This is a genomic window from Ruegeria sp. HKCCD8929, assembly GCF_013031405.1.
GTDB lineage: Bacteria > Pseudomonadota > Alphaproteobacteria > Rhodobacterales > Rhodobacteraceae > Ruegeria.
This window is the reverse complement of record NZ_WPZY01000016.1, coordinates 23,564-46,957: the sequence shown is the minus strand read 5'-3', so window position 1 is coordinate 46,957 and position 23,394 is coordinate 23,564. Positions and strand designations below refer to the sequence as shown.

General features: G+C 56.6%; 21 protein-coding genes. 12 read left to right on the top strand and 9 right to left on the bottom strand.

The genetic code is table 11. The features are described from left to right. Nucleotides 1–112 precede the first annotated feature (112 nt). On the bottom strand, nt 113–6,028 hold the full coding sequence (locus tag GOX53_RS30225; RefSeq protein WP_171179570.1) for a hypothetical protein: 5,916 nt from the start codon (nt 6,026–6,028) through the stop codon (nt 113–115). Between the two features lie 524 nt (nt 6,029–6,552). Between GOX53_RS30225 and GOX53_RS20215 the strand changes: the two genes are divergently transcribed. Continuing rightward, nucleotides 6,553–6,837, top strand: a complete 285-nt coding sequence (locus GOX53_RS20215; RefSeq protein ID WP_171179568.1) for a cyclic nucleotide-binding domain-containing protein — start codon at nt 6,553–6,555, stop codon at nt 6,835–6,837. A 180-nt stretch (nt 6,838–7,017) separates the two neighbouring features. Continuing rightward, nucleotides 7,018–7,272 (top strand): helix-turn-helix domain-containing protein, encoded by a 255-nt coding sequence (locus GOX53_RS20210; RefSeq protein WP_171179565.1) that lies wholly within the window; start codon nt 7,018–7,020, stop codon nt 7,270–7,272. A 151-nt stretch (nt 7,273–7,423) separates the two neighbouring features. On the opposite strand, the gene GOX53_RS20205 is transcribed toward GOX53_RS20210, so the two are convergent. The 8 genes from GOX53_RS20205 to GOX53_RS20170 form a co-directional block, all read right to left on the bottom strand. Beyond that, a complete protein-coding gene (locus GOX53_RS20205; RefSeq protein WP_171179563.1) occupies nt 7,424–8,077 on the bottom strand; it encodes a hypothetical protein in 654 nt (217 codons plus the stop codon). Nucleotides 8,078–8,169: 92 nt separating this feature from the next. Beyond that, nucleotides 8,170–9,036, bottom strand: a complete 867-nt coding sequence (locus GOX53_RS20200) for a dioxygenase (protein WP_171179561.1) — start codon at nt 9,034–9,036, stop codon at nt 8,170–8,172. A 10-nt stretch (nt 9,037–9,046) separates the two neighbouring features. Further along, on the bottom strand, nt 9,047–10,351 hold the full coding sequence (locus GOX53_RS20195; RefSeq protein ID WP_171179559.1) for a TRAP transporter large permease: 1,305 nt from the start codon (nt 10,349–10,351) through the stop codon (nt 9,047–9,049). Beyond that, on the bottom strand, nt 10,348–10,899 hold the full coding sequence (locus GOX53_RS20190; RefSeq protein WP_171179558.1) for a TRAP transporter small permease subunit: 552 nt from the start codon (nt 10,897–10,899) through the stop codon (nt 10,348–10,350). The genes GOX53_RS20195 and GOX53_RS20190 overlap by 4 nt, the downstream gene beginning before the upstream one ends. A 30-nt stretch (nt 10,900–10,929) precedes the next feature. Next, nucleotides 10,930–12,003: a C4-dicarboxylate TRAP transporter substrate-binding protein gene (locus tag GOX53_RS20185; RefSeq protein ID WP_171179556.1), complete on the bottom strand. Its 1,074-nt coding sequence runs from the start codon at nt 12,001–12,003 to the stop codon at nt 10,930–10,932. A 37-nt stretch (nt 12,004–12,040) separates the two neighbouring features. Next, nucleotides 12,041–12,487, bottom strand: coding sequence for an OsmC family protein (locus GOX53_RS20180; protein ID WP_171179650.1), 447 nt, complete (start codon nt 12,485–12,487; stop codon nt 12,041–12,043). 24 nt (nt 12,488–12,511) lie between these two features. Beyond that, nucleotides 12,512–13,177: a malonic semialdehyde reductase gene (locus tag GOX53_RS20175; RefSeq protein ID WP_171179554.1), complete on the bottom strand. Its 666-nt coding sequence runs from the start codon at nt 13,175–13,177 to the stop codon at nt 12,512–12,514. Then, complete coding sequence (locus tag GOX53_RS20170; RefSeq protein WP_171179553.1) at nt 13,174–14,058, bottom strand: fumarylacetoacetate hydrolase family protein; 885 nt, start codon at nt 14,056–14,058, stop codon at nt 13,174–13,176. The genes GOX53_RS20175 and GOX53_RS20170 overlap by 4 nt, the downstream gene beginning before the upstream one ends. Before the next feature lie 83 nt (nt 14,059–14,141). Between GOX53_RS20170 and GOX53_RS20165 the strand changes: the two genes are divergently transcribed. The 10 genes from GOX53_RS20165 (at nt 14,142) to GOX53_RS20120 (ending at nt 23,380) form a co-directional block, all read left to right on the top strand. Further along, on the top strand, nt 14,142–14,528 hold the full coding sequence (locus GOX53_RS20165) for a YciI family protein (protein WP_171179551.1): 387 nt from the start codon (nt 14,142–14,144) through the stop codon (nt 14,526–14,528). 43 nt (nt 14,529–14,571) lie between these two features. Further along, a complete protein-coding gene (locus GOX53_RS20160) occupies nt 14,572–15,237 on the top strand; it encodes a GntR family transcriptional regulator (protein WP_171179549.1) in 666 nt (221 codons plus the stop codon). 301 nt (nt 15,238–15,538) lie between these two features. Then, a complete protein-coding gene (locus GOX53_RS20155; protein ID WP_171179547.1) occupies nt 15,539–16,570 on the top strand; it encodes a LacI family DNA-binding transcriptional regulator in 1,032 nt (343 codons plus the stop codon). Nucleotides 16,571–16,724: 154 nt separating this feature from the next. Then, nucleotides 16,725–17,996 carry a sugar ABC transporter substrate-binding protein gene (locus GOX53_RS20150; protein WP_254446663.1) on the top strand — a complete coding sequence of 424 codons (1,272 nt, stop codon included), beginning with the start codon at nt 16,725–16,727 and terminating at the stop codon, nt 17,994–17,996. A 119-nt stretch (nt 17,997–18,115) separates the two neighbouring features. Beyond that, the gene (locus GOX53_RS20145) at nt 18,116–18,982 is read left to right on the top strand and encodes a carbohydrate ABC transporter permease (protein WP_171179543.1); all 867 of its coding nucleotides are present in this window, start codon (nt 18,116–18,118) and stop codon (nt 18,980–18,982) included. Between the two features lie 10 nt (nt 18,983–18,992). Further along, entirely contained in the window at nt 18,993–19,823 is an 831-nt protein-coding gene (locus tag GOX53_RS20140) for a carbohydrate ABC transporter permease (RefSeq protein ID WP_171179542.1), read from the top strand. Nucleotides 19,824–19,838: 15 nt separating this feature from the next. Then, nucleotides 19,839–20,843 carry an ABC transporter ATP-binding protein gene (locus GOX53_RS20135; protein ID WP_171179540.1) on the top strand — a complete coding sequence of 335 codons (1,005 nt, stop codon included), beginning with the start codon at nt 19,839–19,841 and terminating at the stop codon, nt 20,841–20,843. After that, nucleotides 20,840–21,613, top strand: a complete 774-nt coding sequence (locus GOX53_RS20130) for an L-iditol 2-dehydrogenase (protein WP_305851960.1) — start codon at nt 20,840–20,842, stop codon at nt 21,611–21,613. The genes GOX53_RS20135 and GOX53_RS20130 overlap by 4 nt, the downstream gene beginning before the upstream one ends. Beyond that, the gene (locus tag GOX53_RS20125; protein ID WP_171179538.1) at nt 21,601–23,073 is read left to right on the top strand and encodes a mannitol dehydrogenase family protein; all 1,473 of its coding nucleotides are present in this window, start codon (nt 21,601–21,603) and stop codon (nt 23,071–23,073) included. The genes GOX53_RS20130 and GOX53_RS20125 overlap by 13 nt, the downstream gene beginning before the upstream one ends. A 37-nt stretch (nt 23,074–23,110) precedes the next feature. Next, nucleotides 23,111–23,380, top strand: coding sequence for a helix-turn-helix domain-containing protein (locus GOX53_RS20120; protein ID WP_371810370.1), 270 nt, complete (start codon nt 23,111–23,113; stop codon nt 23,378–23,380). The last annotated feature ends 14 nt before the right edge of the window (nt 23,381–23,394 follow it).

Here is a 23,394-nt window from a genome sequence, read left to right as displayed (position 1 = left end):
CCTTCGTCAGATCAGATAGATGCGGCAAGAGTTTGCGATAGATTCACACGAACACATCCGACGTATACATGTGCGGGCAAGCGATTTGGACCTACCCGCCCACGGTTATCGGCTACGCGATACTTTCGTCCAGACCAAACAGAAACTCGTCAGTGAGCAATCCGGCGTCGGAGAACACCTGAAGAGAGGCGGTGCCAGTGTCTGTGTGGAACCTCAACTCGGACACGAAAGGCTGCCCCGCCGTGGCATGCGTTCCCGAGATATCCACAATCTCGTACCCGCCGGAATAGCTCAGTGCGCCATAGTAGGATGCGTCCAGGCCGATTTCGGACACGTCGATCAGATCTTCGTCCGGGTTGAAATTGTTGATGACCGGAGCGTAGTCACCGGCGTCGGTGGTTCCGACGGAAAGAATGAAGGTTTCGGCAGTCCCATCAACACCATCAACGTCTTCAGCACCAAGCAATGTGATTTCCGCAGTTGCCGGATCAATGGGCTCTGGCGCTGGCGGCGGAAGATCCGTTGCCATCGCTGCCATTTCAGCAACCGTGTATTCAGTTCCCTCGATCAGGATCGTCTCAATCGCATGGTCGGTTTCGAAGTGGCTGGAGATATAAACTCTTCCGATATCTTGGGCTTCTCCATCGACGACGATCGTGTCGGTAAGGATCAGGCTGTTGCCGTCCCGTTCAATTCGCAGCGCATCGAGCTTGATGCTGTCGTCGAACTCCAGTCTGTCGCTACTGCTGTCCCCGGGCCGAAAAGCGCTGGAGAACCCGAGGTCGAAGATGGTGTCGAAACCGAAGCCGCGACCGTAGACATAGGTGTCGTTGCCATCCTGGCCCCGGAGATTGTCGTTGCCCAATCCGCCATCCAGGAAGTCATCGCCCGTCAATCCGAGTAGATCGTCATTCCCGCCGAAGCCAAACAGGGAACTGCCGGATTCACTGGCCACCAGCGGTTCGGTGTCGGGGCCAAGCCGGTTATCGTCATCGTCCCCGACTTGAATATGGTACTCCCCAACTTGGCCATTCACTCTGCCGTTCAGAAACGCTTCGGCATCCGTAACGATTTCACCGCCGGAAAAGCGGATGTGGTCGAGTTGTACATCATGCGCCAACGGGTTCCATGGCACGAGTATTTGCGCAAAGACATCCCCGCCCTTGGCGAGCAGGAGGATGTCGCCATTCCGGGAAACCTCCAACTCGCTGAATGCGACATCCGTCAGGTTCAGAGTGTTGATATCTTCGGTTTCGCCCCGGGTGAACACAATGTGGGCGTTGGATTCAGTTGAAACATCGACAACATCGTTGCCGCGGCCAACCACAACCGTGTCACGAGCCCCTCCGCTGAAGATCCTGTCGTCACCGTCGCCCAGATGAATGACAGAGTGCGTATCCCCATCGGTGACGACGCGATCATCGCCCGCCGCTGTCGTAATCAGTTCGCTCTCCAGCCCGTAGATCACGTTGTCCTCGGCGCCGCCAGCAATCCTCGTCACGTTTCCGTCGCTGTCCCGGATTACCGATCCGCGTCCGATCTGTTCCGCAAGATGCCGCGTCAGGTTGTTTCCCGACAGCGTTGTATCGGCGAACGCAATGGTCGGAATATAGGCAGACACCTGCACCGCGATATCAACCGGTCCTGATGTCTCTCCGGGGGTGGCCTGCTGCTCCTGGAAAACTTGGAAATCGGCGACTGTGGCGCCCAAAGCGTCCAGGCTATAAGAAAGACCAACCAGTTCCTGGGTGCTCGGTGGCGCGCCTGAGCCCGTCGTGTGAACGACATCGAGCGAGGACAGATCGACTGTTGCCAACACCGCACCGTTCCTGGCATGCCTGAATTCAAGCTGTCCGGCATCTGGGACGACGATTTCGACATCGTTAATGTTCAGGTCGCTGAAGGCGACCACATCCGGATCGTCGATTGACAGGGATGTATTGCGCGACTTCGACGACAGCACGAGCGTGTCCACACCACTGCCGCCGACTACAATATCGGTTCCCTCGGTCGCTAAAATTGTGTCATCACCGCCACGACCCAGAAGCCGGTCGTCCCCGGCCCCGCCATTGATCCGGTTGGCCCCGACGTCTCCGATGATCAGATCATCGCCAATGCCCCCTTCGACATTTTCAAAGTTCTGGATCGTTGAAGATTGCAGGTTCGGATCCGAATTCTGATAGTTCAAAACCCCGATGTCCAGAGCGACGGTCGCGCCCAGCGCATTGGAGGCCAATTCAGGTTGTGTGGTCAGCGCTTGTGCAAAATCGTCGCGGTTCCCGGCGGTTGTCAGAGTTCGCCCGTCCAACTTAACTTTGAAATCGCCTCCTTGTCCTGCGTCGGTGTAGACAATTTCGATTTCGGCAATACCACTTTCCTCGACACTGTAGGGGATGAATGTGATCCGGGAGGCGCCATCATCCTCAAGCCTGAACAGCTCTTCGCCGTTGACGCGCAAGATAAACCCGTTTTCAGACTCGATCGCAAACTGCCTTTGTCCCTCGGTCAGATACACTGACCCCTCGATCAGGTTGGCTGATTGTCGGCTGTCTCCTTCAAGCAGAAGTTTGTCTACAATCGAAAACGATACACCGGGCTCTCCGAATGAGGCGTCAGATGTGAGTGCATCGGCCGATCCGATACCAGCGACACCACTGGGTGCGTCCACGGTCGTAAGTGTGAAGGAAATCAGGTGGTTTGCCGCGCTTAGACGATCCTGTGCCGATTGCGCGAGGGTCAGGTGGTGATCCGCCAGAGAAAGCGTATCGGTATCGACACCACCGTCAAGGTCGCGTGTCCCATACCCGCCGGCATAAACCGTATCGTTCCCCGCACCTGCATCGACGGTGTCATCTCCTCCAAGGACCCTGATTACGTTGTCCAGCCCGTTGCCAGTGATGCTGTTATTGCCGGTTGTGGCCGTAATGTTCTCGATATTGATCAGCTTGTCTTCGCGCCCATCCGCCGTTTCCGAATATCCCTTGGACATATCGGAGATGTTGATGTCGATGTCTCGGTCCCGCTCAGCCTCGTCCATCGAATAGTCGGCCGTGTCGGCTCCGTCTCCACCGCGGAGCGTGTCTTTGCCAAGCCCACCGGAAAGCGTGTCGTCGCCACCGCGCCCTCGGAGAGTGTCGTCGCCACCGCGCGCTCTGATAATATTCACCTCTTTATTGCCTGTGATTTCGTTTTTGCCGTCCGTACCGATTGCGTTTTCGAAGTTCATAAGAGTGTCTTCCTTGCCGGTCGCACTGCGGCTTTCGTCCCTTGCCAGGTCAATATCGATATCACGCACCGAAAACGCGCCACGATCTTCCTGAGGTGTGTTCTCGTCGAACTCCGCGTCGTCAGCGCGACTGAAATCCACGGTGTCGATGTCGTCGCCGCCATCAAGGTGATCCGCTCCGATCCCGGACGCGATCAGATCATCCCCGGCCAGTCCCTTTATGTGATTGTCACCACCAAGTCCGAACAGGGAGTTTGATCCGTCGGTGCCGGTGATCGTGTCATCATGCCGGCCGCCCACAACGTTTTCGAAGTTTTTGACGGTATCTTGGTTTTTGGTTCCAACTGTCGCGGTGTTCTCGGACAGATCTGCTGAAACGGCGGTTTCGGCATTGGCAAAGGAAATGGTGTCGATGCCTGCACCGCCATCGATTTCATTGCCCAAACCTCTTATAGAGGTACTGCCTGCAAGTCCGGCCAGTACAAAATCGTCCCCGCCGCCCGCGTCGATGATGTCCCGAGAATCGTATGCCCTGTTTTCATCCAGATAGATGCTTTCGCTGCGTGCACCAGTCGTGACAACATCGCCTGCCGAAGTGGTCCGCAAGTTTTCGATACTCTCGAGCCGTGTCTCGCCAAAGAAGCTGCGCAAGATAAAGGTAAGTCCATCGAGGCCCGCATTCTGGTCGTCAATGTCGCGGTTCAGAACCGAGCCGTTGCTGAATCGGGTCACCAACGTTTCGGCATCAGAAGACAGTGTGTAAAAGTATTCTCCGTCAAACGCATAGTCCTCGGTCAGGCGCACCAACTGTCCGCCGGACTCCGCCAGATCAGATGCGACATCGCGCGTTTTCAGATTCACGGTTTCGGTGGTAGCATTCGCCGCTTCAGCCTCAAGGCTGGCCACAATCAGGGGCAGTGCCCGCACGGATATGGGTTGCACACCCAGGCCGGGGATCAGATCACCGTTTGCACCGCTCCTTATCAGTGCAAACCAGGGCCCGGACAGGGCAACCGTATCCGGGACGCCGTCGACGATACTCGTCAGTTCGAACTGCGGTCTGTTTACGACCTGAGAACCGGCAATGTGGCCGTCTACGGAGATTGGTATGGAGGACGCAGTTCCGTCACCGTTGTCATCCAGCGTGATATGAACTGTGTGCTGGGTAAAGCCGAACTCGGTGGTGATATCGCCATCGTTGACCCCGAGATCAAAGAAAACGACACGGTCATTCACAGCAAGATCCGTTCCGGTTCCACCATCGGCAACCGGGTCGATTGAGGCCTCGATCTTCAATATGTCATTGCCCGGTCCGCCGCGCAGGATGTCGCTCCCCGAGCCACCGATCAACGTGTCATTGCCGCCCCCACCAAAGAGAATGCCGGCCCCGTCACCTTCGAAAAGAAAGTCGTCGCCATTCATGCCGGTCAGAATCCGCCCAACCGAGGACGCATCTACAATCGCCCGGTTCAGGTCGGGATCATTGGGGGCGTTTTCAGCCGCTGTTGTAAGCTGTCGCTCGACAACGTGGGTAAGGTCGGCGGCATCGCTGCCGGTTACGGCCTCGGAATCCGTGATGTATGCAAAGAGATCAAAGCCCTGCTCTTCGAACGCGTCCGCCTGAGCGTCGATATACGCGGTGAACTCGTCGGAATTGATGTAGTTCTGGAATTCCTGGGCCGACATCTGTTCGTCCGAGACAAACAGGTTTGCAAGCGTGCTAAACATTGTTCCGACAGAAGCGACCAGACCCTGCACCAATCCGATGATCTGCCCCACAACCGGGATGAAGCCAGTGACAATGTTGACGGCGGCCAGTCCGGCACCGATCAATTGAAACGCTGCCGCAACTCCGTGCAATGCAGCGCCGGTCGTGCTGCCAAACTGGTCGGCTTCGAAAGCGCTCTTCACAGATGAAACGAATGACGTGATGCCCAGCGCAGTACCAATAACGCCGCCGATTCCCGCAATACCAACCGCAACCGCCTGGCTACCGGTGCTCAACGCGCCAAAGCCACTGCTGGCAGCGGTTAGTGTCGGATTGACACTACTTGCGAAACTTGAAACCGCGGTTGATCCAAACCGCGACAGCAGGCTGGTGACACCTGTGAAGGATTTGAACAGACCATTTGCGATGCCGAAGGACCCTTGCGCGATCTGAAGACTGTCGCCCCCATCGACACCTGCATCAATGCTGAAACCGGCCGAAACGAAACTCAAACCGCCTGCTGTGAGATCACCGACGCCCGCCAATGCGGATGTCCCTGCCTCGAGACGCGTCAGCGTGGTCGTTTTTCCCAGAAAGTCCTCGTTTGCGATCGCGACAGCTGTTGCGATTTGGCTGTTCAGTGACCTGGCCAGAAAGGTTGCCGTGTCCGTTCGCCCTACGCCATCCGCAACTTCGCTAAGGAGCGAATCTTTGCTGGTACCCTTCAAACTGGCCGCTTCGCGAAGAAAGTCATCGAAATCGGCAAAATCCAGATCAGTGCTGGAACCCAGATCGGACAGGCTCACTCCGCCGTCCGCGACGGATTGCAGTTCTCCGACATAGCTTTGGGCGTCTTCCAGCTCAAACAATTCTTGGAATGCATCCGCCGTCTTGCTTGCCCCTGCGTCCTTGATTGACTTGATAATGGAACCAACGATTTGCGCCTGAGATAACGATCCTGTTTTGGTAAAGGCATCCTGTAAACTTGTCTGTAGCGCTTGGTTTACCGCCGCCTGCATTGCCGTGGACTCAAGCTCGGTTTCGGCGCCAGTAAAATCGATCATTGTGCCAGTGGTCGTGGTTCCCGTGGTCATGTTTCCATCCCAATTTAGTTTTGATCAGAGCAGGCCGTGAGTGGTGGATAAGCCGGTGGTGGTTCGGCCTAACTGCCTGCATCGCCACACAAATTCGCGGCGCGTGTTGTATCGCCCGGCTGAGTGCGCGTGTTGGTTGTGGCACCGGGCACAAGTGGCTTATCGCATTCGAATTAAATTGACTGTGTTGGCCAGCACAGGTTCTCCAAAAAAGTCACGATTGGTTTCTGGTTGTTCCGGCGACCTGCGGGAGGCGGCGTGACGCCGGCTTTTGAGCCCTTGCAACAAACACCGCCATGCACTTCCGTACCGAGATACGAAGGGTTGCCCGGTCCCGCGGTGTAACAAACTTCAACCAAGTTTCAGCGATCGGCAGAGACTGTTATTTGTCCGGTGTAGGGCCGGTCACTAACTGTGTGTCACGCGATTTCAGGCTTCTCACCTCATTGCAACATGAGTGCGGGAATCTGAGCTGAAGAGATCGTATCTGGAAACAACGGACGCTTCTGCAGGCCGACACGAACATGAACACATCCTACTGCTGTGCCAAGAACATGCCGATCTGGTGCGAACAGCAAAAGTTTCTGTCCCGCTTGGAAAAAAGCATCGTGCGTGAATTGGCCGATGCATCCGTTGTGCGCAGCTACGGCAAAGGGGAGGCGTTGTACCACCAGGGTGCCGACGCTCAGCACCTGTATTTTCTAGTCAGCGGTTTCGTTCAGTTGAGCGTTTTGACGGAAGACAGTTTCAACTTTACCCATGCCGTCTTTGGCCCGGGTGAAACATGTGGTGAATTGGGAGTGTTCTAGAATTCCCACCATGCCGATACGGCCAATGCGCTCAGCCCGACGGTTGTCTACCAGATCCGTCGCGACCTGCTGAATTCGATAGCATGCAGCAATATGATGGCTGGCGATGCACTTGCCTGGCTGGTGGCCCAAAGGTACCGCTGTTACATGGAGGCCACCCGGTGCCTGATGGCGAACAGCATGACCGCGCGCCTTGCATACGCTTTGCTGCGGATCGCCAGACAGATCGGACAGCAAGCGGTCATCGATGGGAGAAAGGTCGAGATTATCGGGTCATGCATTACCCAGTCCGTAATCGGAAGCATGGCGCGCTGCACCCGCAGCAACGTGAACCGTCGCCTGAAGAAATGGGAACAGTGCGGCATCATCAAAATCCGCAACAGATCGATCTATGTCATCGACCGCGATTGGCTGTCCGGCCTGATTTCAAGCTAAGCAAAAGGCCCTTGGCCCCGTTCTGATGATTTGGAGTGCATGTCATCTTGCTGAAGTTTAATCTCGGCAGGCAGGGCAGTTTGGTATGACGAGGGCGGATGTTGAGCGCCTAGTGCGGACGGGTCATATTTACTCAGACCCGTCCCAACTCTCAGTCGGCAGCAAAACAGTAAAAGTAACCGTTCCCGCCGGTACCCCGAAGGTCTTCTGCCGAGCATCCACGGCTGTTGTGTGCCGCGTTCCAGGACGTATTGCCGCCACCATGCCGGTCATGGTGACCCACCGTCGCCGCACCTTCTCCATTTGAGGTCCAGTTCGAACACGTCTTGTCGCCTTCTTGCCAGGGGAAATATGCCGTACCGTCGGCTTGTGTCCCGGTTAGTATGTCGTGTTCATTTGGGCTGTCGCCCCGCCCTTTGATCGTACTCCCGTTTTCGTCGACCGCCGTCCGATAGTAGATGTTAGGCAAGATGTGCAATTGATCGAGATCCGACGCAATCAACTCGCCATGCGCGTTATACCAAGGACCCTGACCAATGCGGCTTCGTGCCGAAATTCCACGCTTGCCCTCTTCTTGCGTCGAAAGGTAGGCGCGCCATACCCGGTCGCCGGAGCCGGCGGCCTCGGCAAGGCTCTGGCAATGCGCATCCGCCCCTTCGAGGCCGCCCAGGTTGCCTCCGTCACCCAAACCGATAGAAGTTACAAAGAAACCCATCGGTTGCTGGACATTGGTCGCCTGGGCAAGGACGGCACCCGAGGCAAAACTGCTTCCGAAAAGTGTTATTGCGGCCATTGTGCGGATCATCTGAACCTCCTTTTAGAGATGGTAGTGAGATTTCTTTGAAGTACCGTGTTCCGGCAATTCACTCAGTTCTTCTGTGTCAGGTTAGCGCTCCTTCAATCGCGTGCGAGGGTTACGTCAAAATTTACGTGAAGGAATGGTTCCATCACCCGACCGGAAATCTCCATGCCGTCCGGGAAATCGGCGGCGGGGCGTTCCACATAGGTCATCACCAAATCATCGCGGACACCAAAAACGGTGTCTTCGTCCAGATACGGATCATCGTCCGGAAATATCTCGGTGACCAAAGACTTGTATCCGGGCGCCTTCACGATGAAATGCAGGTGGGAAGGCCTCCATGGATGGCGCCCACAGGCCCGCAGGATGTCTCCAACCGGCCCGTCTGACGGCACGGTGTATTCTACGGGCTTAACGGTTGTGAACGCATATCGTCCGTCTGCGCCAACGGTCATCAAGCCGTGAAACGAATACGTGTCCTGTTCGTCGTCCTGGCTGGCGTAGAGCCCGTTTGGCGCGGTTTGCCAGATATCAAGCTCGGCACCAGCAATTGGGTTCCCGTCCGTATCCTTGATTGTACCTTCGGCGAGAAGCACCGGACCACCGTAGTGGCGCTTCATATCTCCACCGATTGCCAGAGGTGGTGCACCGGAAACGTGGAATGGCCCCAGCACTGACGAGCTTGTGGCGTCTGGGCTGGAATGCAGCATATCAACCAGAGACGACAGGCCCAGCACGTCGGAAGCCAGAACAAATTCATGCCGGTCCTCCGTCTGGACTGCTGTGCAGCCTTCGAGGAACGCGATGCCCTTACGCCATTCGTCATGGGTCAGATTGGTTTCGCGCGCAAAATCGTGGAGGTGCTTGACCAGCGAGCCCATGATTTCGCGCAGGCGCGGGTCAGTATCCTTGGACAGATACCCCATGAACACGTCGGTGATATTGTCCTTGGTGACTGTGCGCATCTTGGCCTCCTTAGATCAGGGCAAGGCTTAGGATCGGAAACTCGATCAGGATGAAAAGCACGATCAGCATCACAAAGGCGAAGGGAAGCGCCCCCATGAACACGTCTTTAAGCGATATGCGGTCATCGTTGATCGTAGACTTGATGACAAAGCAGGAAATGCCCAGCGGTGGGGTCAGCAGACCGATTTCCGCTCCGACGACTGTGATGATACCAAACCAGATCAGCGACATATCAAGCGCTTCGGCCATGGGCAGGAACAGTGGCACCACGATCAGGATGATCGATGCTGTATCGAGCAGCGTGCCCAGGAACAGCATCAAAACCACGTAGAGCAGCATGATCGACCAGAACGATGCAGAATTGCCAGCCAGCAAGTCCTGCAGTTGGTTGGGCAGGCCTGCGAGGCCGAGCATGCGGCTGTAGATCGACGCCGCCGTGATCAGGAACAGGATAGCTGCCGTGATGTGCCCGGTTTCGAGCAAGGCATCCCAGAACGCCCTGGGTGACATTGACTTCCGCGCCACCGCAATGATCAGCGCAACCAGCGCACCGGCTGCACCCGCCTCGACCGCTGTCAGCCATCCGGTGTAAATGCCGCCGAGCACAACGGTGATAATGAACACGGTTGGCAACGTCTTGGACGCGATCTCACGCCCAGACATCCACTCCGAGTCCCCAACTAAGCGACCGCCCACGAAACCGGGGGTAAAGCGGCCCATGACCCAGATCGCAGCGACATAGGCGATCGCCAGCATGATGCCAGGGATGACACCCGCCAAAAACATGTCGCCCACGGATTGTTCGGCGACAAAGGAATAGATGATCAACATGGCCGACGGGGGGATGATCATGCCCAACACAGACGACCCGGCGACTACGCCGACCGCAAAGCGCGGGTTGTAATCCTGCGCCATCATCTGCGGCACCGAGACCTTGGTGAATACCGACGCAGACGCAATCGAAGATCCGGTCACCGCCGCAAAGACGGCGTTTGCGCCGACCGTCGCCATACCGATACCTCCTTTGACCTTGCGAAACCGCATCGTCATGACTTGGTAGATGTCTCTGCCAAGCCCGGCCTTTGAAACGATGAGGCCCATAAAGGTAAAGAGCGGGATGGTGGCGAAACTGTATTCCATTGCACTGTCGCCAACCGCCACCTTCAAGAGGTTGAGGGCCAGCGTGAAATTGTCCCGCATAAGCCAGATGGACACAAACGAGACCACGCCAAGCGCAATCGGTATGTAGACGCCCGCATAGATCAGAAAAACGATGGCAACGACCGAGATCAGGCCAATCTCAATCGGCGTCATGTTGAAGCCTCGTCATGCTCGGGAGTGCGGATCAACTGCGGGCGATCCTGGGCGGTGATGACCTTGAGCAGGAAAATCACACTGGCAAGTGCTGTCCCGCAGGCAATAACCAGTTTGACGGGCCACCACGGCAAGGTGAACAGGCCCGGCACTCCGAAATAGTCCTGCGTTTCCCACATGTGCAAGAACTCGGGGAACGTGACATAGGCGATCAAAGCCATGAAGATCGCCGAGACTGCATTGATGATGCGCCGCAGGTTTGCGGTCAGGCCCGGGCGGCGATTGTGCAGAAGGTTTAGAAAGCCGTCAGACCGAGTCAGCCGATCCACTCGGACAACGTCAGCGAGTTGCAAAAAGACGATCATCACAACAGAGAACTGCACCATTTCGTAGGTGCCTCTCAGCGGCGCGGAAAACAGGCCGCGGGCGATCACATCGACGTTCAGGACAACCACCAACGCCAGCACGACCAGCGTGCCTAGGGCGTTGGCGGCGATTGCGAGGGTGTTAGCGACCCGCGACAGCCCAGAAACTGCAGACTTCAGCATGAAACAACCCTTTCCCGGGTCGCCGTTTGACTATTCGGCTGTCCAGTCCCGCACGCCCGTGAAACCGGCGTCCTGAAGCTTGCCAAGGTAGGCTGCCAGCATCTCGGTGCCCTGTTCTCCCTTGCCATTGAGTGTGGCGGCCCATTCCTGCGCCACATTGGGCATCGCACTGGCCCAAGCGGTACGGTCTTCAGCGGACACTTCGACAATCGTACCACCAGCTTCGACATACGCGTCCCGCGATGCCGCAGCCCGGTCCATCGCGATCCCTGCAACGTGGTCGCGGTAATCGATGGCGACAGCCTTCAGTACCTCTTTGATTTCATCAGGCAGGCCTGCCCAATAGTCCGCATTGACGGTGATGGTCTTGGAGTTCACAGCGCCCAGATCAGCCTTGAGCATGTAGGGGGCCACTTCGGCGATCTTGAATGTCTTGGCAGCTTCGGGCCAAAGCATTCCGCAATCGACCAGACCAGTTTGCAGCATGTTGTAGAAATCGGTCAGGCCTCCGCGGACGCCCGCAGCGTCTTTGATGCCTTCAAGGTAGCGTAGGTTCAGCCCCGCCCCGGCGATTTTTCGGCCCTCAAGGTCAGCAACCGAAGACACCGGTTTCGTGCAGAACACCTGATAGGTATCGAGAACAACCCCGGTCGCCAGATAGACTTGGTTCTGGGCCGCAAATTCATTTTGCATGGCCGGGAATTCACGAGCGATTTCGTCCACCGCCTTGGCCACGGCACGGGCGTCCGATGTTACAAATGGCGTAGAACCGGAAATCCCTTGGCTGGGCAGTTTGGAAGAGTGAAAAATAGTGGTGACGATGCCGATATCGCCAAGTCCAAGTTGCACACCTTCCAGAACACCCTTCGGCTTCACAATGGAACCGCCGTAATTTTCCTGCCAGTTCATCTTGTAATTGCCCGACTCCGCGAGCCGCTTGTCGACCTCAGGGATGAAGAAGTTCGTGAACTCTTTCACCCACAATGCACGGTCGGGATAACCATCGATTACGACGGCTGAAATGGTCTCTTCCGCTGCTACAGGCGCCGCCAAGACAGTTGCCAACGCAGCTCCGAACAGGCCGCTTTTGGTCCAGTTTTTCATTGTCTCTCCTCCCAGAAAGTCGTGCCTTTTCATTGTGTCAGCCGGCTTTGACCCAATTGACAGTCAGGTCCGTGCCCGCAGCTTTGAACAGTTTTGCAATGGCGCAATATTTCGCCGTTTCCTCGCCCACGCGCGCAAGCTCCTTCTGACTGGCGCGCGTGTCGCAAAGAACCGTGAGCGTGATTTCAGGAAACGGGACGGCGATCTCTTCTTCCATCAGAACGCCGCGCCGGTCGAACTTGCAATTCGCGTCGATGGTCACCATGCCGAGATCAACCCCCAGCCGATGCGCATTCTTGTGGCCGATGACATTGGTGCAGGCGATCAGCGCCGTCATTGCCGCCTCGGTCGGTGATGGACCCTGATTTGTCCCACCACGCTCGATGGGTTCATCGATGACCACATTTAGATCGCGAACAGGTATCTCAGTTCGTGCGTGAGTTGGACATTGGGCGGTCGTTCGGTACGTCACAACGGTTTTCATTTTGACAGCCACGGCGCCACCTCCTCAAGCGTATGAGCACACCTTTTCGAACGGAAAGCGGGGGAGTTTGTGAAACAGACCCGTCTCGTCCGCGTATCCCAGATTGCACAGGAAATTCGACTTGAGCGTTGTGCCCGCGAAGAGCTCTTCATCGACGATCCTGTTCGAAAAACCCGACATCGCACCAACGTCGAGTCCAACCGCGCGGGCTGCGATCATGAAATAGGCGCCTTGCAAGGTCCCATTGCGAAAGGCCGTATCCGCCACGTATTCCGGGTTGTTTTCGAACAGCGGGCGTCGGTCCTCGTGCGGGAACAGGAACGGCAGTTCCTTCCAGAACTCCATGTCATAGGCAATGATCGCGGTGACCGGAGCGCCCATCATTTTGGGGACGTTTTTCGGTTTCAGCGATTTGGCAAGCCGCTCTTTGCCCTCCGCGCTTTTCACGAAAACAAAGCGCGCCGGAAGCGTGTTCATACTGGTCGCGCCATTGATCGTGATATCGTAGATCTCTTTGAGCAACGCATCGGGGACCGGCTTGTCGGTCCATGCGTAGTGAGATCTGGACTCGCGCAGGATCAGAGCGATTGCATCGTCCGACAGCCGTGGAATGCGGGCACGAAGATCGCGGTGATCTTGCTGCGCCTTGGCACGTAATGCTTCCAACTCTGCTCCGCTCGGTGCGCTCATTCTGCGGCCACTCTTGATTTTGCATCTTTCTCATCGATCACAGGGCTCGCGCAAATGCCGATGCCTTCGATCTCGATCTCGACCGTCTCACCCGGCTTCAGCCAACGCGGGTTTGGTTTTTTGGCGTGGCCCACACCCGGTGGCGTGCCCATCGCAATCAGATCCCCCGGCTCGAGCGTCGTGTATTCCGAGATCGTTGCAAGAACCTGGCGAACCCCCCAGATCATATTGGCGGTGTTTGAACTTTGCAGGATTTCGTCACCCACGCGGCTTTCGATCTTGAGACCTGCCGCCCCTTCGGGCAGTTCATCCGGTGTTACGGTGAAAGGTCCAATCGCGCCGGTGTCGTCGAAATTCTTGCCTGGCGTCCATTGCAGCGTCTTGCGCTGATAATCTCGCAGGGATCCGTCGTTGAACACTGTGTAGCCAAACACGTAATCCAGCGCATCCTCTTCCGGGATATGACGACCGCGTTTTCCAACGATCAGCATCAGCTCGGCTTCGTAGTCGAGCTTTTCGGAACATGCAGGCCGGACCATGGGTTGCCCTGCCGCCATGATCGAATTTCTACCGCGCATGAAAAGCGTCGGGTATTCGGGAATGTCGTAGCCACCTTCCTTGATGTGGTCGGTGTAGTTCAAACCCATGCAGATAATCGTACCGGGCGCGGTCACAGGCAGCGCAGGGGTGATGGATGACACTGGGACACTCACGGCAGCAGCGATTTTGGGTGTCAATGAGTCGGCCAGACCCGGACTGGAGATAAGCCCCATCAGATCGGGGCCAACGGCTGCATCCAAGGCCGTTATACTCACTGCGTTTTCGCCGTTTACGACAAAGACTTCGGTGCCTTTCGAGGTCTCGCCCACCAGGTACTTCATTCTCACCATCCTTGCCAGTTCACTTGATTTTTGCCCACTATTTTGAGATATGTCAAATAATATCGATATTTTTGGAGGCTGTGATGGTCGCGTGGGCGGACTACAAATCAGAGGCAAAGAGCCGGGGGGCATTGGCCTTGGAGCTATATGTTGTGCACAGCACGCCCGCCAAGGCACCTGAAGATGTGAAGGCATCTTTACCGGACCATCTGGTCTACCAAGCGCAGCTTGAACGTTCAGGCCAGCTGGCCTTTGCAGGTCCAATGTCCGACGAAACAGGCGAGCACATGCAAGGTATGGGATTGATCATTTACCGAGCGGACAGTCTGGAGGCGGCCCGGGAACTGGCTGAGAATGACCCTATGCACAAGAGCGGCGCCCGTAGTTTTGTGCTGCGCCGTTGGCTGATAAACGAGGGCTCAATCAACCTTTCGGTTGGGCTTTCGACCGGTGTAAACACGCTTAGCTGAAGGGCGAGGCAGGCGTTGCCGGGCCGCATTAGAAAAGACAGATATGGATGTCATGCTTGATACCGAGGGTAAGGAAAAATCCGCCACGCATGGCGCCTACCGGAAACTGCGCAAGATGATCCTGACCGGTGAACTCCCAGCCGGACAAAAACTGAAGATCGAGCAGTTGCGTGGATTGTTGAACACAGGCGCCAGCCCGGTTCGCGAGGCGCTCAGCCTTTTGACCTCGGACATGTTGGTAGAAAGGATTGACCAGCGCGGTTTCCGCGCGGCGCCAGTTAGTAAGGCGAATTTCGAGGAAATTCTACTGTTGCGGTGCTCACTGGAGGAAACCGCCTTGCGTGCCTCAATCGGGAACGCAGATGCTCATTGGGAAGACAAGCTTGTCCTGCGCCACCATCACATGAGAAGGGCAAGTCAACAGGGCACGGCGAATTTCGAGGACGCCCATAAAGCATTTCACATGGCGTTGCTCAGCAATTCAGGCCTGCCGATGCTTCTGAGATATTGTTCGCAGCTTTACGATCTGAATATCCGCTATCGGTATCTTGCGGCGGACGGACCGACCTACAAGGAACGTAATATCGCGGCCGAACATCAGGAGATACTGGATGCAGCGCTGGATCGGGATGCCGACGCGACCACACGGCTTTTGGTCAGTCACTATCGCCGCACGGGTGAGTACCTCAGCAGTCAGATGGATGCCTGACACGCGACGCAACTGATTTCGGGGCGGTCCGCTGACCTGTTTGCTTCGCCGGCCCGGCAAAATGCTTAGCTCTGACGGCGTCCCTGCCTCACTTTTCATCTCCGGCTCAGTGAGACGCCGACCTGCTTTGAGTTCCTTTTGCTAACAAGTCTCCAACCTCGCCACTCCTTGGGTAAACTGAAGCACCTCAGCCCAGCGCTTGACCCACTCCGAAAACCGCAAACTTGACACACGATTTGAGGTCTCGCTAAGTTGCGTCCACTGCGTCGCGCGTAATAGTAAAGGAGCAGGTGCGTAAAAAATGGGACAGCGAAAGTTCCGAAATATGGACGAGTTCGCAAAGGCCAGCGGGATCTCACGCCCCACTTTGTCAAAATACTTCAACGACCCTGAAAGTGTAAGGCAATCAACGCGGCAGCGGATTGAGAAGGCGCTGAAACAATACGACTACCGTCCCAATTTTTACGCAATGAATCAGAACCGCAGGACGACAAAAAGCATTGGCATCGTCGTTCCAAATCTGGCCGACCCGTTCTTCAACGAAATCAGCCGGGCGATCGAGCTTGCATGCGTTGAGGCAGGCTACAATCCAATTGTTCTGAGTTCTCATGGTCGGACGCACCGTGAGCGGGAGAATCTCGAGGCTCTGAAATCGCTCAGACCCGCGGGCGTACTGCTTGCACCGTTTGGCCGAGAATCCGACGAGGCGTATATCAGAAACTACGGCAAGGACGTGCCGTTGGTTTTATTTGATGCAGATGTGGTTAATGGCGGCGAAGCATTTGTGGGCATAGACAACTATCAAACGATTGATTTGATTGTAAAATACCTTTTCCGAAGTGGCGAACCTCCTTGCTTCTTCGAAATGGAAACACCGTCGAACCCTAACGCGAACAAGCGCCATCAGGCATTTGTCGAAGCAATGGACCGGATTGGGCACCCGACCCATATCTTCAAGGCAAAGGGTGAGGGCTGGGATTTCGAGGAAATCGGGAAGTCGGAAGGTGGACGGATGCTTGCCGAAAGCGCGTTTCCCACAAACACGATACTGTGCAGCAACGATCGATTGGCCATCGGCCTGCTTTCGGCAGCCTATCAACAGGGGATCAGGGTTGGACATGGCCCGGAATGTTCCTTGCGCATCGCAGGTCACGACGATCACCCGTTTTCGCGCTTCACATGCCCATCGCTGACCACGATTGCCCAGGATTACACGGCTATCGCCGAGACGGCCGTGGCAACTTTGTTCAAAGCCATAGAATCAGAACAGCGGTCAAATGAGCGGTCCATAACCCTGTTCGGCGGCTCTCTCGTCATGAGGGATTCCGCCTAACCATCAAAAAAGGCTTCGTAAATTCCAAGTCATTTACGCGCGTAAAAATTTTATTGACTGCGCGTACTTATCTTTCGTAGGCTCTCTGTACTTTGTAATTCTCAGGGGAGGAGCCTTGATGTCACTTCATAAATCACTCGCCGCCGCAACGGCGATGACACTGGTCATGTCCGGAGCGGTTCACGCTCAGACAACAGTTACAATCGCGACCGTGAACAACGGCGATATGGTCCGCATGCAGGGACTGAGCGACGAGTTCACGGCGGCCCATCCGGACATCCAGCTTGAGTGGGTGACGCTTGAAGAAAACGTCCTTCGCCAGCGTGTCACGCAGGATATCGCGGCAAAAGGCGGCCAGTTCGACGTGATGACCATCGGCACCTACGAAGTCCCGATTTGGGGGGCGCAGGACTGGCTGGTTTCGCTCAACGATCTGCCGGCGGAATGGGATGCCGACGACATTCTGCCCGCTATCCGGAACGGCCTGACGGTCGACGGTGAACTTTACGCCGCACCGTTCTATGGCGAAAGCTCGATGGTCATGTACCGCAAGGACCTGATGGAAAATGCGGGTCTCGAGATGCCCGAGGCACCGACCTGGGAGAACATCAAAGAAGCCGCGGCGGCGATGACCGACAAGGAAAACGAGATCTACGGCGTTTGCCTGCGCGGCAAGGCCGGCTGGGGCGAGAACATGGCGTTCCTGACCGCGATGGCCAACTCATTCGGCGCCCGGTGGTTCGACGAGGAATGGAAGCCCGAACTGAACGGTGAGGAGTGGGCGACGGCCGTAAACTTCTACATGGACCTGATGAACAACTATGGTCCTCCGGGCGCATCCACGAACGGGTTCAATGAAAACCTGTCTTTGTTCCAGCAGGGTAAATGCGGCATGTGGATTGACGCAACCGTTGCAGCATCCTTCGTGACAAACCCGAATGACTCGACCGTTGCCGATAAGGTTGGCTTTGCGCTGGCCCCGGATAACGGGCTGGGCAAGCGTGGCAACTGGCTGTGGGCATGGTCGCTGGCCATTCCGGCCGGTTCGGACGCAACCGATGCGGCCAAGACATTCGTCGCTTGGGCAACGTCCAAGGAATACACCGAACTGGTCGCTTCCAAGGAAGGTTGGGCAAACGTACCGCCCGGCACGCGGACTTCGCTTTATGAGAACCCGGAATACAGCAAGGTTCCGTTTGCGGCCATGACGCTCGGCTCGATCAACGCCGCTGATCCGACCGCACCTTCGGTCAAGCCAGTGCCCTACACCGGCGTTCAGTTCGTGGCCATTCCTGAATTTGCAGGCATTGCAACGCAGGTCGGCCAGGAAATCTCGGCCGCACTGGCAGGGCAGCAGTCTGTTGAAGAAGCGCTGGACAAGGCGCAGGCCCTTACGGCTGACGAAATGGAAGCCGCCGGCTACTAGGCGATTTCTCCCCGATCTGGGGGGTGGCAGCCAATACGTCACCCCTCGGGTTGTGTACTCTCTCTACATCGACACTTCGATTCAGACCGCCCGTTGGCAGTCAACAGAGGAGGTGCCCCATGGCAACCCAACATTCCCGATCAGCGGCGCGCCTGATGATGGCACCGGCGGTGGTCCTGCTTCTTGGCTGGATGCTCGTCCCGCTAATCATGACACTCTACTTTTCATTCAAGAAATACCTTCCGCTGCGTGGCGGCGACCTTGGCTGGGTGGGGTTGGACAACTACGTCCGTTTCGTAACCTCCAGTTCGTTCTGGCCATCCGTTCTGGCAACGCTGGCCATCGTCGGAGGGGTTCTGATTATCACCGTTGTGTTCGGCGTTCTGCTGGCGATCCTCCTCAACCAACCCATGTGGGGACAAGGTATTGTCCGTATTCTGGTGATCGCCCCGTTCTTTGTCATGCCCACCGTCTCGGCGCTGGTCTGGAAGAACATGTTCATGGATCCGGTGAACGGACTGTTTGCCCATCTGTGGAAGTTCTTCGGAGCGGCCCCTGTCGAATGGCTCAGCCAGGCATCGCTGACCTCGATCGTCATGATCGTTTCCTGGCAATGGCTGCCCTTCGCTACACTGATCCTGCTGACGGCGATCCAGTCCCTGGACAGCGAACAGCTTGAAGCAGCCGAGATGGACGGCGCCCCGCCGCTTGCCCGCTTTGGCTATATCACCCTGCCCCACCTGGGCCGCGCGATCACCGTTGTGGTCCTGATCCAGACGATCTTCCTTTTGGCGATCTTCGCCGAGATCTTCGTGACCACGCAGGGTTCGTTCGGCACACGGACACTGACCTATCTGATCTACCAGCGTGTGCTGGAGAGCCAGAATGTCGGTCTCGGTTCCGCCGGTGGTGTCTATGCAATCATTCTCGCCAACATCGTTGCCATCTTCCTGATGCGCATGGTCGGCAAGAACCTGGACGCGTGAGGAGGATATTATGGCCCGCGCAGTTACCCAACAACGCAAGATCATCAACACAGCCGCCGCATGGGGTGTAGGTCTGCTGATCTTCTTCCCGATCCTCTGGACGATCCTGACCAGCTTCAAGACCGAAGCCCAGGCCATATCGGACCCGCCGGTGTTCCTTGCCTTTGACTGGACACTCGAGAACTACTCGGTGGTGATGGAACGCTCTGACTACATGCGGTTCCTCTGGAATTCGGTCATCATTGCCGGCGGTTCCACGCTGCTTGGCATCATCGTCGCAGTACCAGCCGCCTGGTCGATGGCTTTCGTGCCCTCGAAACGTACCAAGGACATTCTGCTCTGGATGCTTTCCACAAAAATGCTCCCGGCGGTTGGCGTGCTTTACCCGATCTATCTGCTGTTCATCAATCTTGGGCTTCTGGATACCAGAACCGGTTTGGTCATCGTGCTGATGCTCATGAACCTGCCGATCATCGTCTGGATGCTCTACACCTACTTCAAGGAGATCCCCGGCGAAATTCTTGAAGCGGCACGGATGGACGGGGCGGCCCTCAAGGAAGAGATCCTCTATGTTCTCACGCCCATGGCCGTGCCCGGCATCGCCTCGACGGTTCTCTTGAACTTTATCCTGGCATGGAACGAGGCGTTCTGGACCCTCAACCTGACAGCCGCCAAGGCTGCGCCGCTCACGGCCTTCATCGCCAGTTACTCAAGCCCCGAAGGGCTGTTTTACGCCAAGCTCAGCGCGGCATCCACCATGGCCATTGCGCCGATCCTCATTCTTGGCTGGTTCAGCCAGAAACAACTCGTAAGCGGCCTGACCTTCGGCGCCGTGAAATAAGGAAGGAACAGACCTATGGGACAAATTCAACTGAACCAGGTAAGCAAGAGCTTCGGCAACGTCCAGGTTATTCCTCCGCTGGACCTCACCATCGAAGACGGGGAGTTCTGCGTCTTCGTCGGCCCTTCGGGCTGCGGCAAATCCACCCTTCTCCGGTTGATCGCGGGATTGGAGGATGTCACCTCGGGCCACATCGCTATCGACGGACAGGATTCGACCGACACACCACCCGCCAAGCGTGGTCTGGCCATGGTATTTCAATCTTATGCGCTGTATCCGCATATGTCGGTGCGCAAGAACATCGCGTTTCCGATGCGTATGGCCAATATCGATGAAACCGAGCAGAACCGCAGAATCGAAGCGGCCGCCAAGGCGCTGAACCTCACCGACTACCTCGATCGTCGGCCGGGCCAGCTATCGGGCGGGCAACGCCAGCGCGTCGCCATCGGGCGCGCGATTGTCCGCGAACCCGCCGCCTTCCTCTTCGACGAGCCGTTGTCAAACCTTGACGCCGCCTTGCGGGTAGGGATGCGGCTGGAAATCAGCGAGCTGCACGAGCGGCTGCAAACGACCATGATCTACGTGACCCACGACCAGGTCGAAGCGATGACCATGGCAGACAAGATCGTCGTCTTGCGGGCCGGGTTTATCGAGCAGGTGGGTTCGCCCCTCGAACTGTACCACAAGCCCCAAAACGTATTTGTCGCCGGGTTCATTGGCTCGCCCAAAATGAACCTCATCGAGGGTGAAGAAGCTCAGAAGCTTGGGGCACATACAATTGGAATCCGGCCCGAACACACCGATGTCAGCATGACCGAGGGAACCTGGAAGGGACGTGTCGGTGTTGCCGAGCATCTGGGATCGGACACGTTCATTCATGTTCACGACACCGGGCTTGCAGACATGATCACCGTTCGCATCACCGGCGATATCTCGGTGCGGCACGGGGATACGATCTATTTGTCTCCGCAGCTGGACCAACTGCATAAATTCGACGCCCAAGGTTTGCGGATCGAATGATGCGATTGGCTGGAAAATCAGCCCTAATTACTGGCGCCGCCCGGGGAATCGGGCGCGCCTTCGCCGAGGCTTATATCCTCGAGGGAGCCCGAGTGGCGATCGGTGACATCAACATCGCACAGGCGCGAGCCTCGGCCAAGGACCTCGGCGATGCCGCGATTGCGATCAAGATGGATGTCACGGACCAATCTAGCATCGAGAGCGCGGTGGACGAGACAATATCCGCCTTCGGTCAGATAGACATCCTGATCAACAACGCCGCGGTGTTCACGGCGGCACCGATTGTCGAAGTTGCGCGCAGCGACTATCAGCGCGTTTTCGACATCAATTTTGCCGGAACACTTTTTACGCTGCAGGCGGTGGCCCGTCACATGATTGCAGCTGGCGTGAAAGGCAAGATCATCAATATTGCCAGCCAGGCCGGGCGCCGTGGCGAACCGCTGGTATCCGTCTATTGCGCCTCAAAAGCGGCGGTGATCAGTCTGACGCAATCCGCCGGGCTAAACCTGATCAAACACGGCATCAACGTCAACGCAATCTCACCCGGCGTGGTGGACGGCGAACACTGGAACGGGGTGGACGCGTTCTTTGCCAAATACGAGGGCAAGGCGCCGGGCCAGAAAAAGAAAGAGGTCGGCGCTGGCGTTCCCTATGGGCGCATGGGCGCGGCCGAAGATCTGACCGGCATGGCCGTGTTTCTAGCGAGCAGCGAAGCCGATTACATCGTTTCACAATGCTACAATGTGGATGGCGGACAATGGATGAGCTAATTCCACTTTCAAACTCGACACTTGACCAGCTGCCGATCGAACACCCGCACTATGATCGATCCCGCCTGACACCGGGCATCGTGCATATCGGGGTCGGAAATTTCCACCGCGCGCACCAGGCTTGGTATTTGCACCGCCTCATGCAGGCAGGCGAAGCGCATGACTGGGCCATCATCGGTGCCGGTGTGCGGGCTTACGATGCGGGAATGCGCGAGAAACTGTTGGCACAGGACTGCCTGACGACATTGATGGAACTCGAACCCGAAAGTACCTTTGCCGAGGTCATCGGTTCGATGATCGATTACCTTCCCATCGAAGAAAACAACGCCTCGCTGATCGCGGCGATGGCAAACCCTGCCATCAGGATCGTGGCGATGACGGTCACGGAAGGGGGTTATTTCATAGATCCGGCAACCAAGGAATTCGACCCCACACATCCGGATATTCAGCACGACGCCGCAAACCCCGAAACCCCGCGCACCGTGTTTGGAGCCATTGTCGCCGCACTGCACAGGCGGCGGCTTGCGGGTTATGAACCCTTCACAGGGCTTAGCTGCGACAATCTTCAGGGCAACGGAGAAGTATTGCGGCAAACGGTGGTTTCGCTTGCGCACATGTCGGACCCGGACCTAGCAAATTGGATTCAGCAGAATGCAACGTTCCCGAATTCCATGGTTGACTGCATAGCGCCTGCGGTCGGTCCAAATGAACTGAAGCTGGTACGCAACTTGGGGGTGCGCGATGCTGCACCTGTAACGCACGAGTCCTTTCGCCAATGGGTCATCGAAGACAGTTTTTGCAATGGCCGCCCTGATTGGGACCACGTCGGGGCGACATTCTCGGACAATGTCCATGCGTACGAGAACATGAAAATTCGAATGCTCAACGCCGGCCATCAGGTGATTGCGAATGTCGGCGAGTTGCTGGGTGTTCCGACCATCTCTGAATGCATGGCCCAGCCGTCGATCGCGCGGTTTTTCAAGAAAATTCAAACCACTGAGATCGCTCCGACGGTTGCTCCGGTTCCGGAAATGACAGCGCTGGGCTACTATGAGCTTATCGAGAAACGCTTCTCGAATCCGCGGATCGTCGACACGACCCGCCGTGTGGCCTTCGATGGGTCGTCGCGCCATAGCGGGTTTGTTCTGCCAATCGTCCGTGATCAGCTGGTCGCAGGCAGGTCGGCCAAAGGCTTGGCCCTTGTCGAAGCGCTGTGGGCCAGAATGTGCCATGGAACACGCGAAGACGGTTCGGAAATCGAGCCCAACGATCCTCTTTGGGGCAAGTTGACGATGGCAGCACGCGAGGCCAAAACCCGCCCAATCGCCTGGTTGGAACAAAAGGCGTTTTATGGCCGATTGATCAACGAACAGGCATTTGTCGCAGAGTTTGAGCGCTGGCTGGACCTAATCTGGAAAAAGGGTTGCGTTGCGGCTTTGACGGAATACCAAAAAAGCTAGTCATTGCGGCAACGATGCCTGAACCACGTTGCGGCCCATGATGCGACCGCCCATAAAGGAGGACATGGTGAAACCTGAACAGCTCAGAATGGCCCGCCACGCACTCCGGCTTTCGTTGAAGGAGTTCGCGGATATGTCCTGTGTCTCCCACATGACGGTTCACAGGTTCGAGGCCGGGAAAAGCGGAGTGGCACATGCGACGGTCGAAGCAATGCGCACGACGCTTGAGGCCAAAGGTGTCCAGTTCCTGAAACACGGCAGCATGTCCGATGGGATAGGCGTAGCCATCAAACCCGATCAACCATAAACTCCTGAATAACG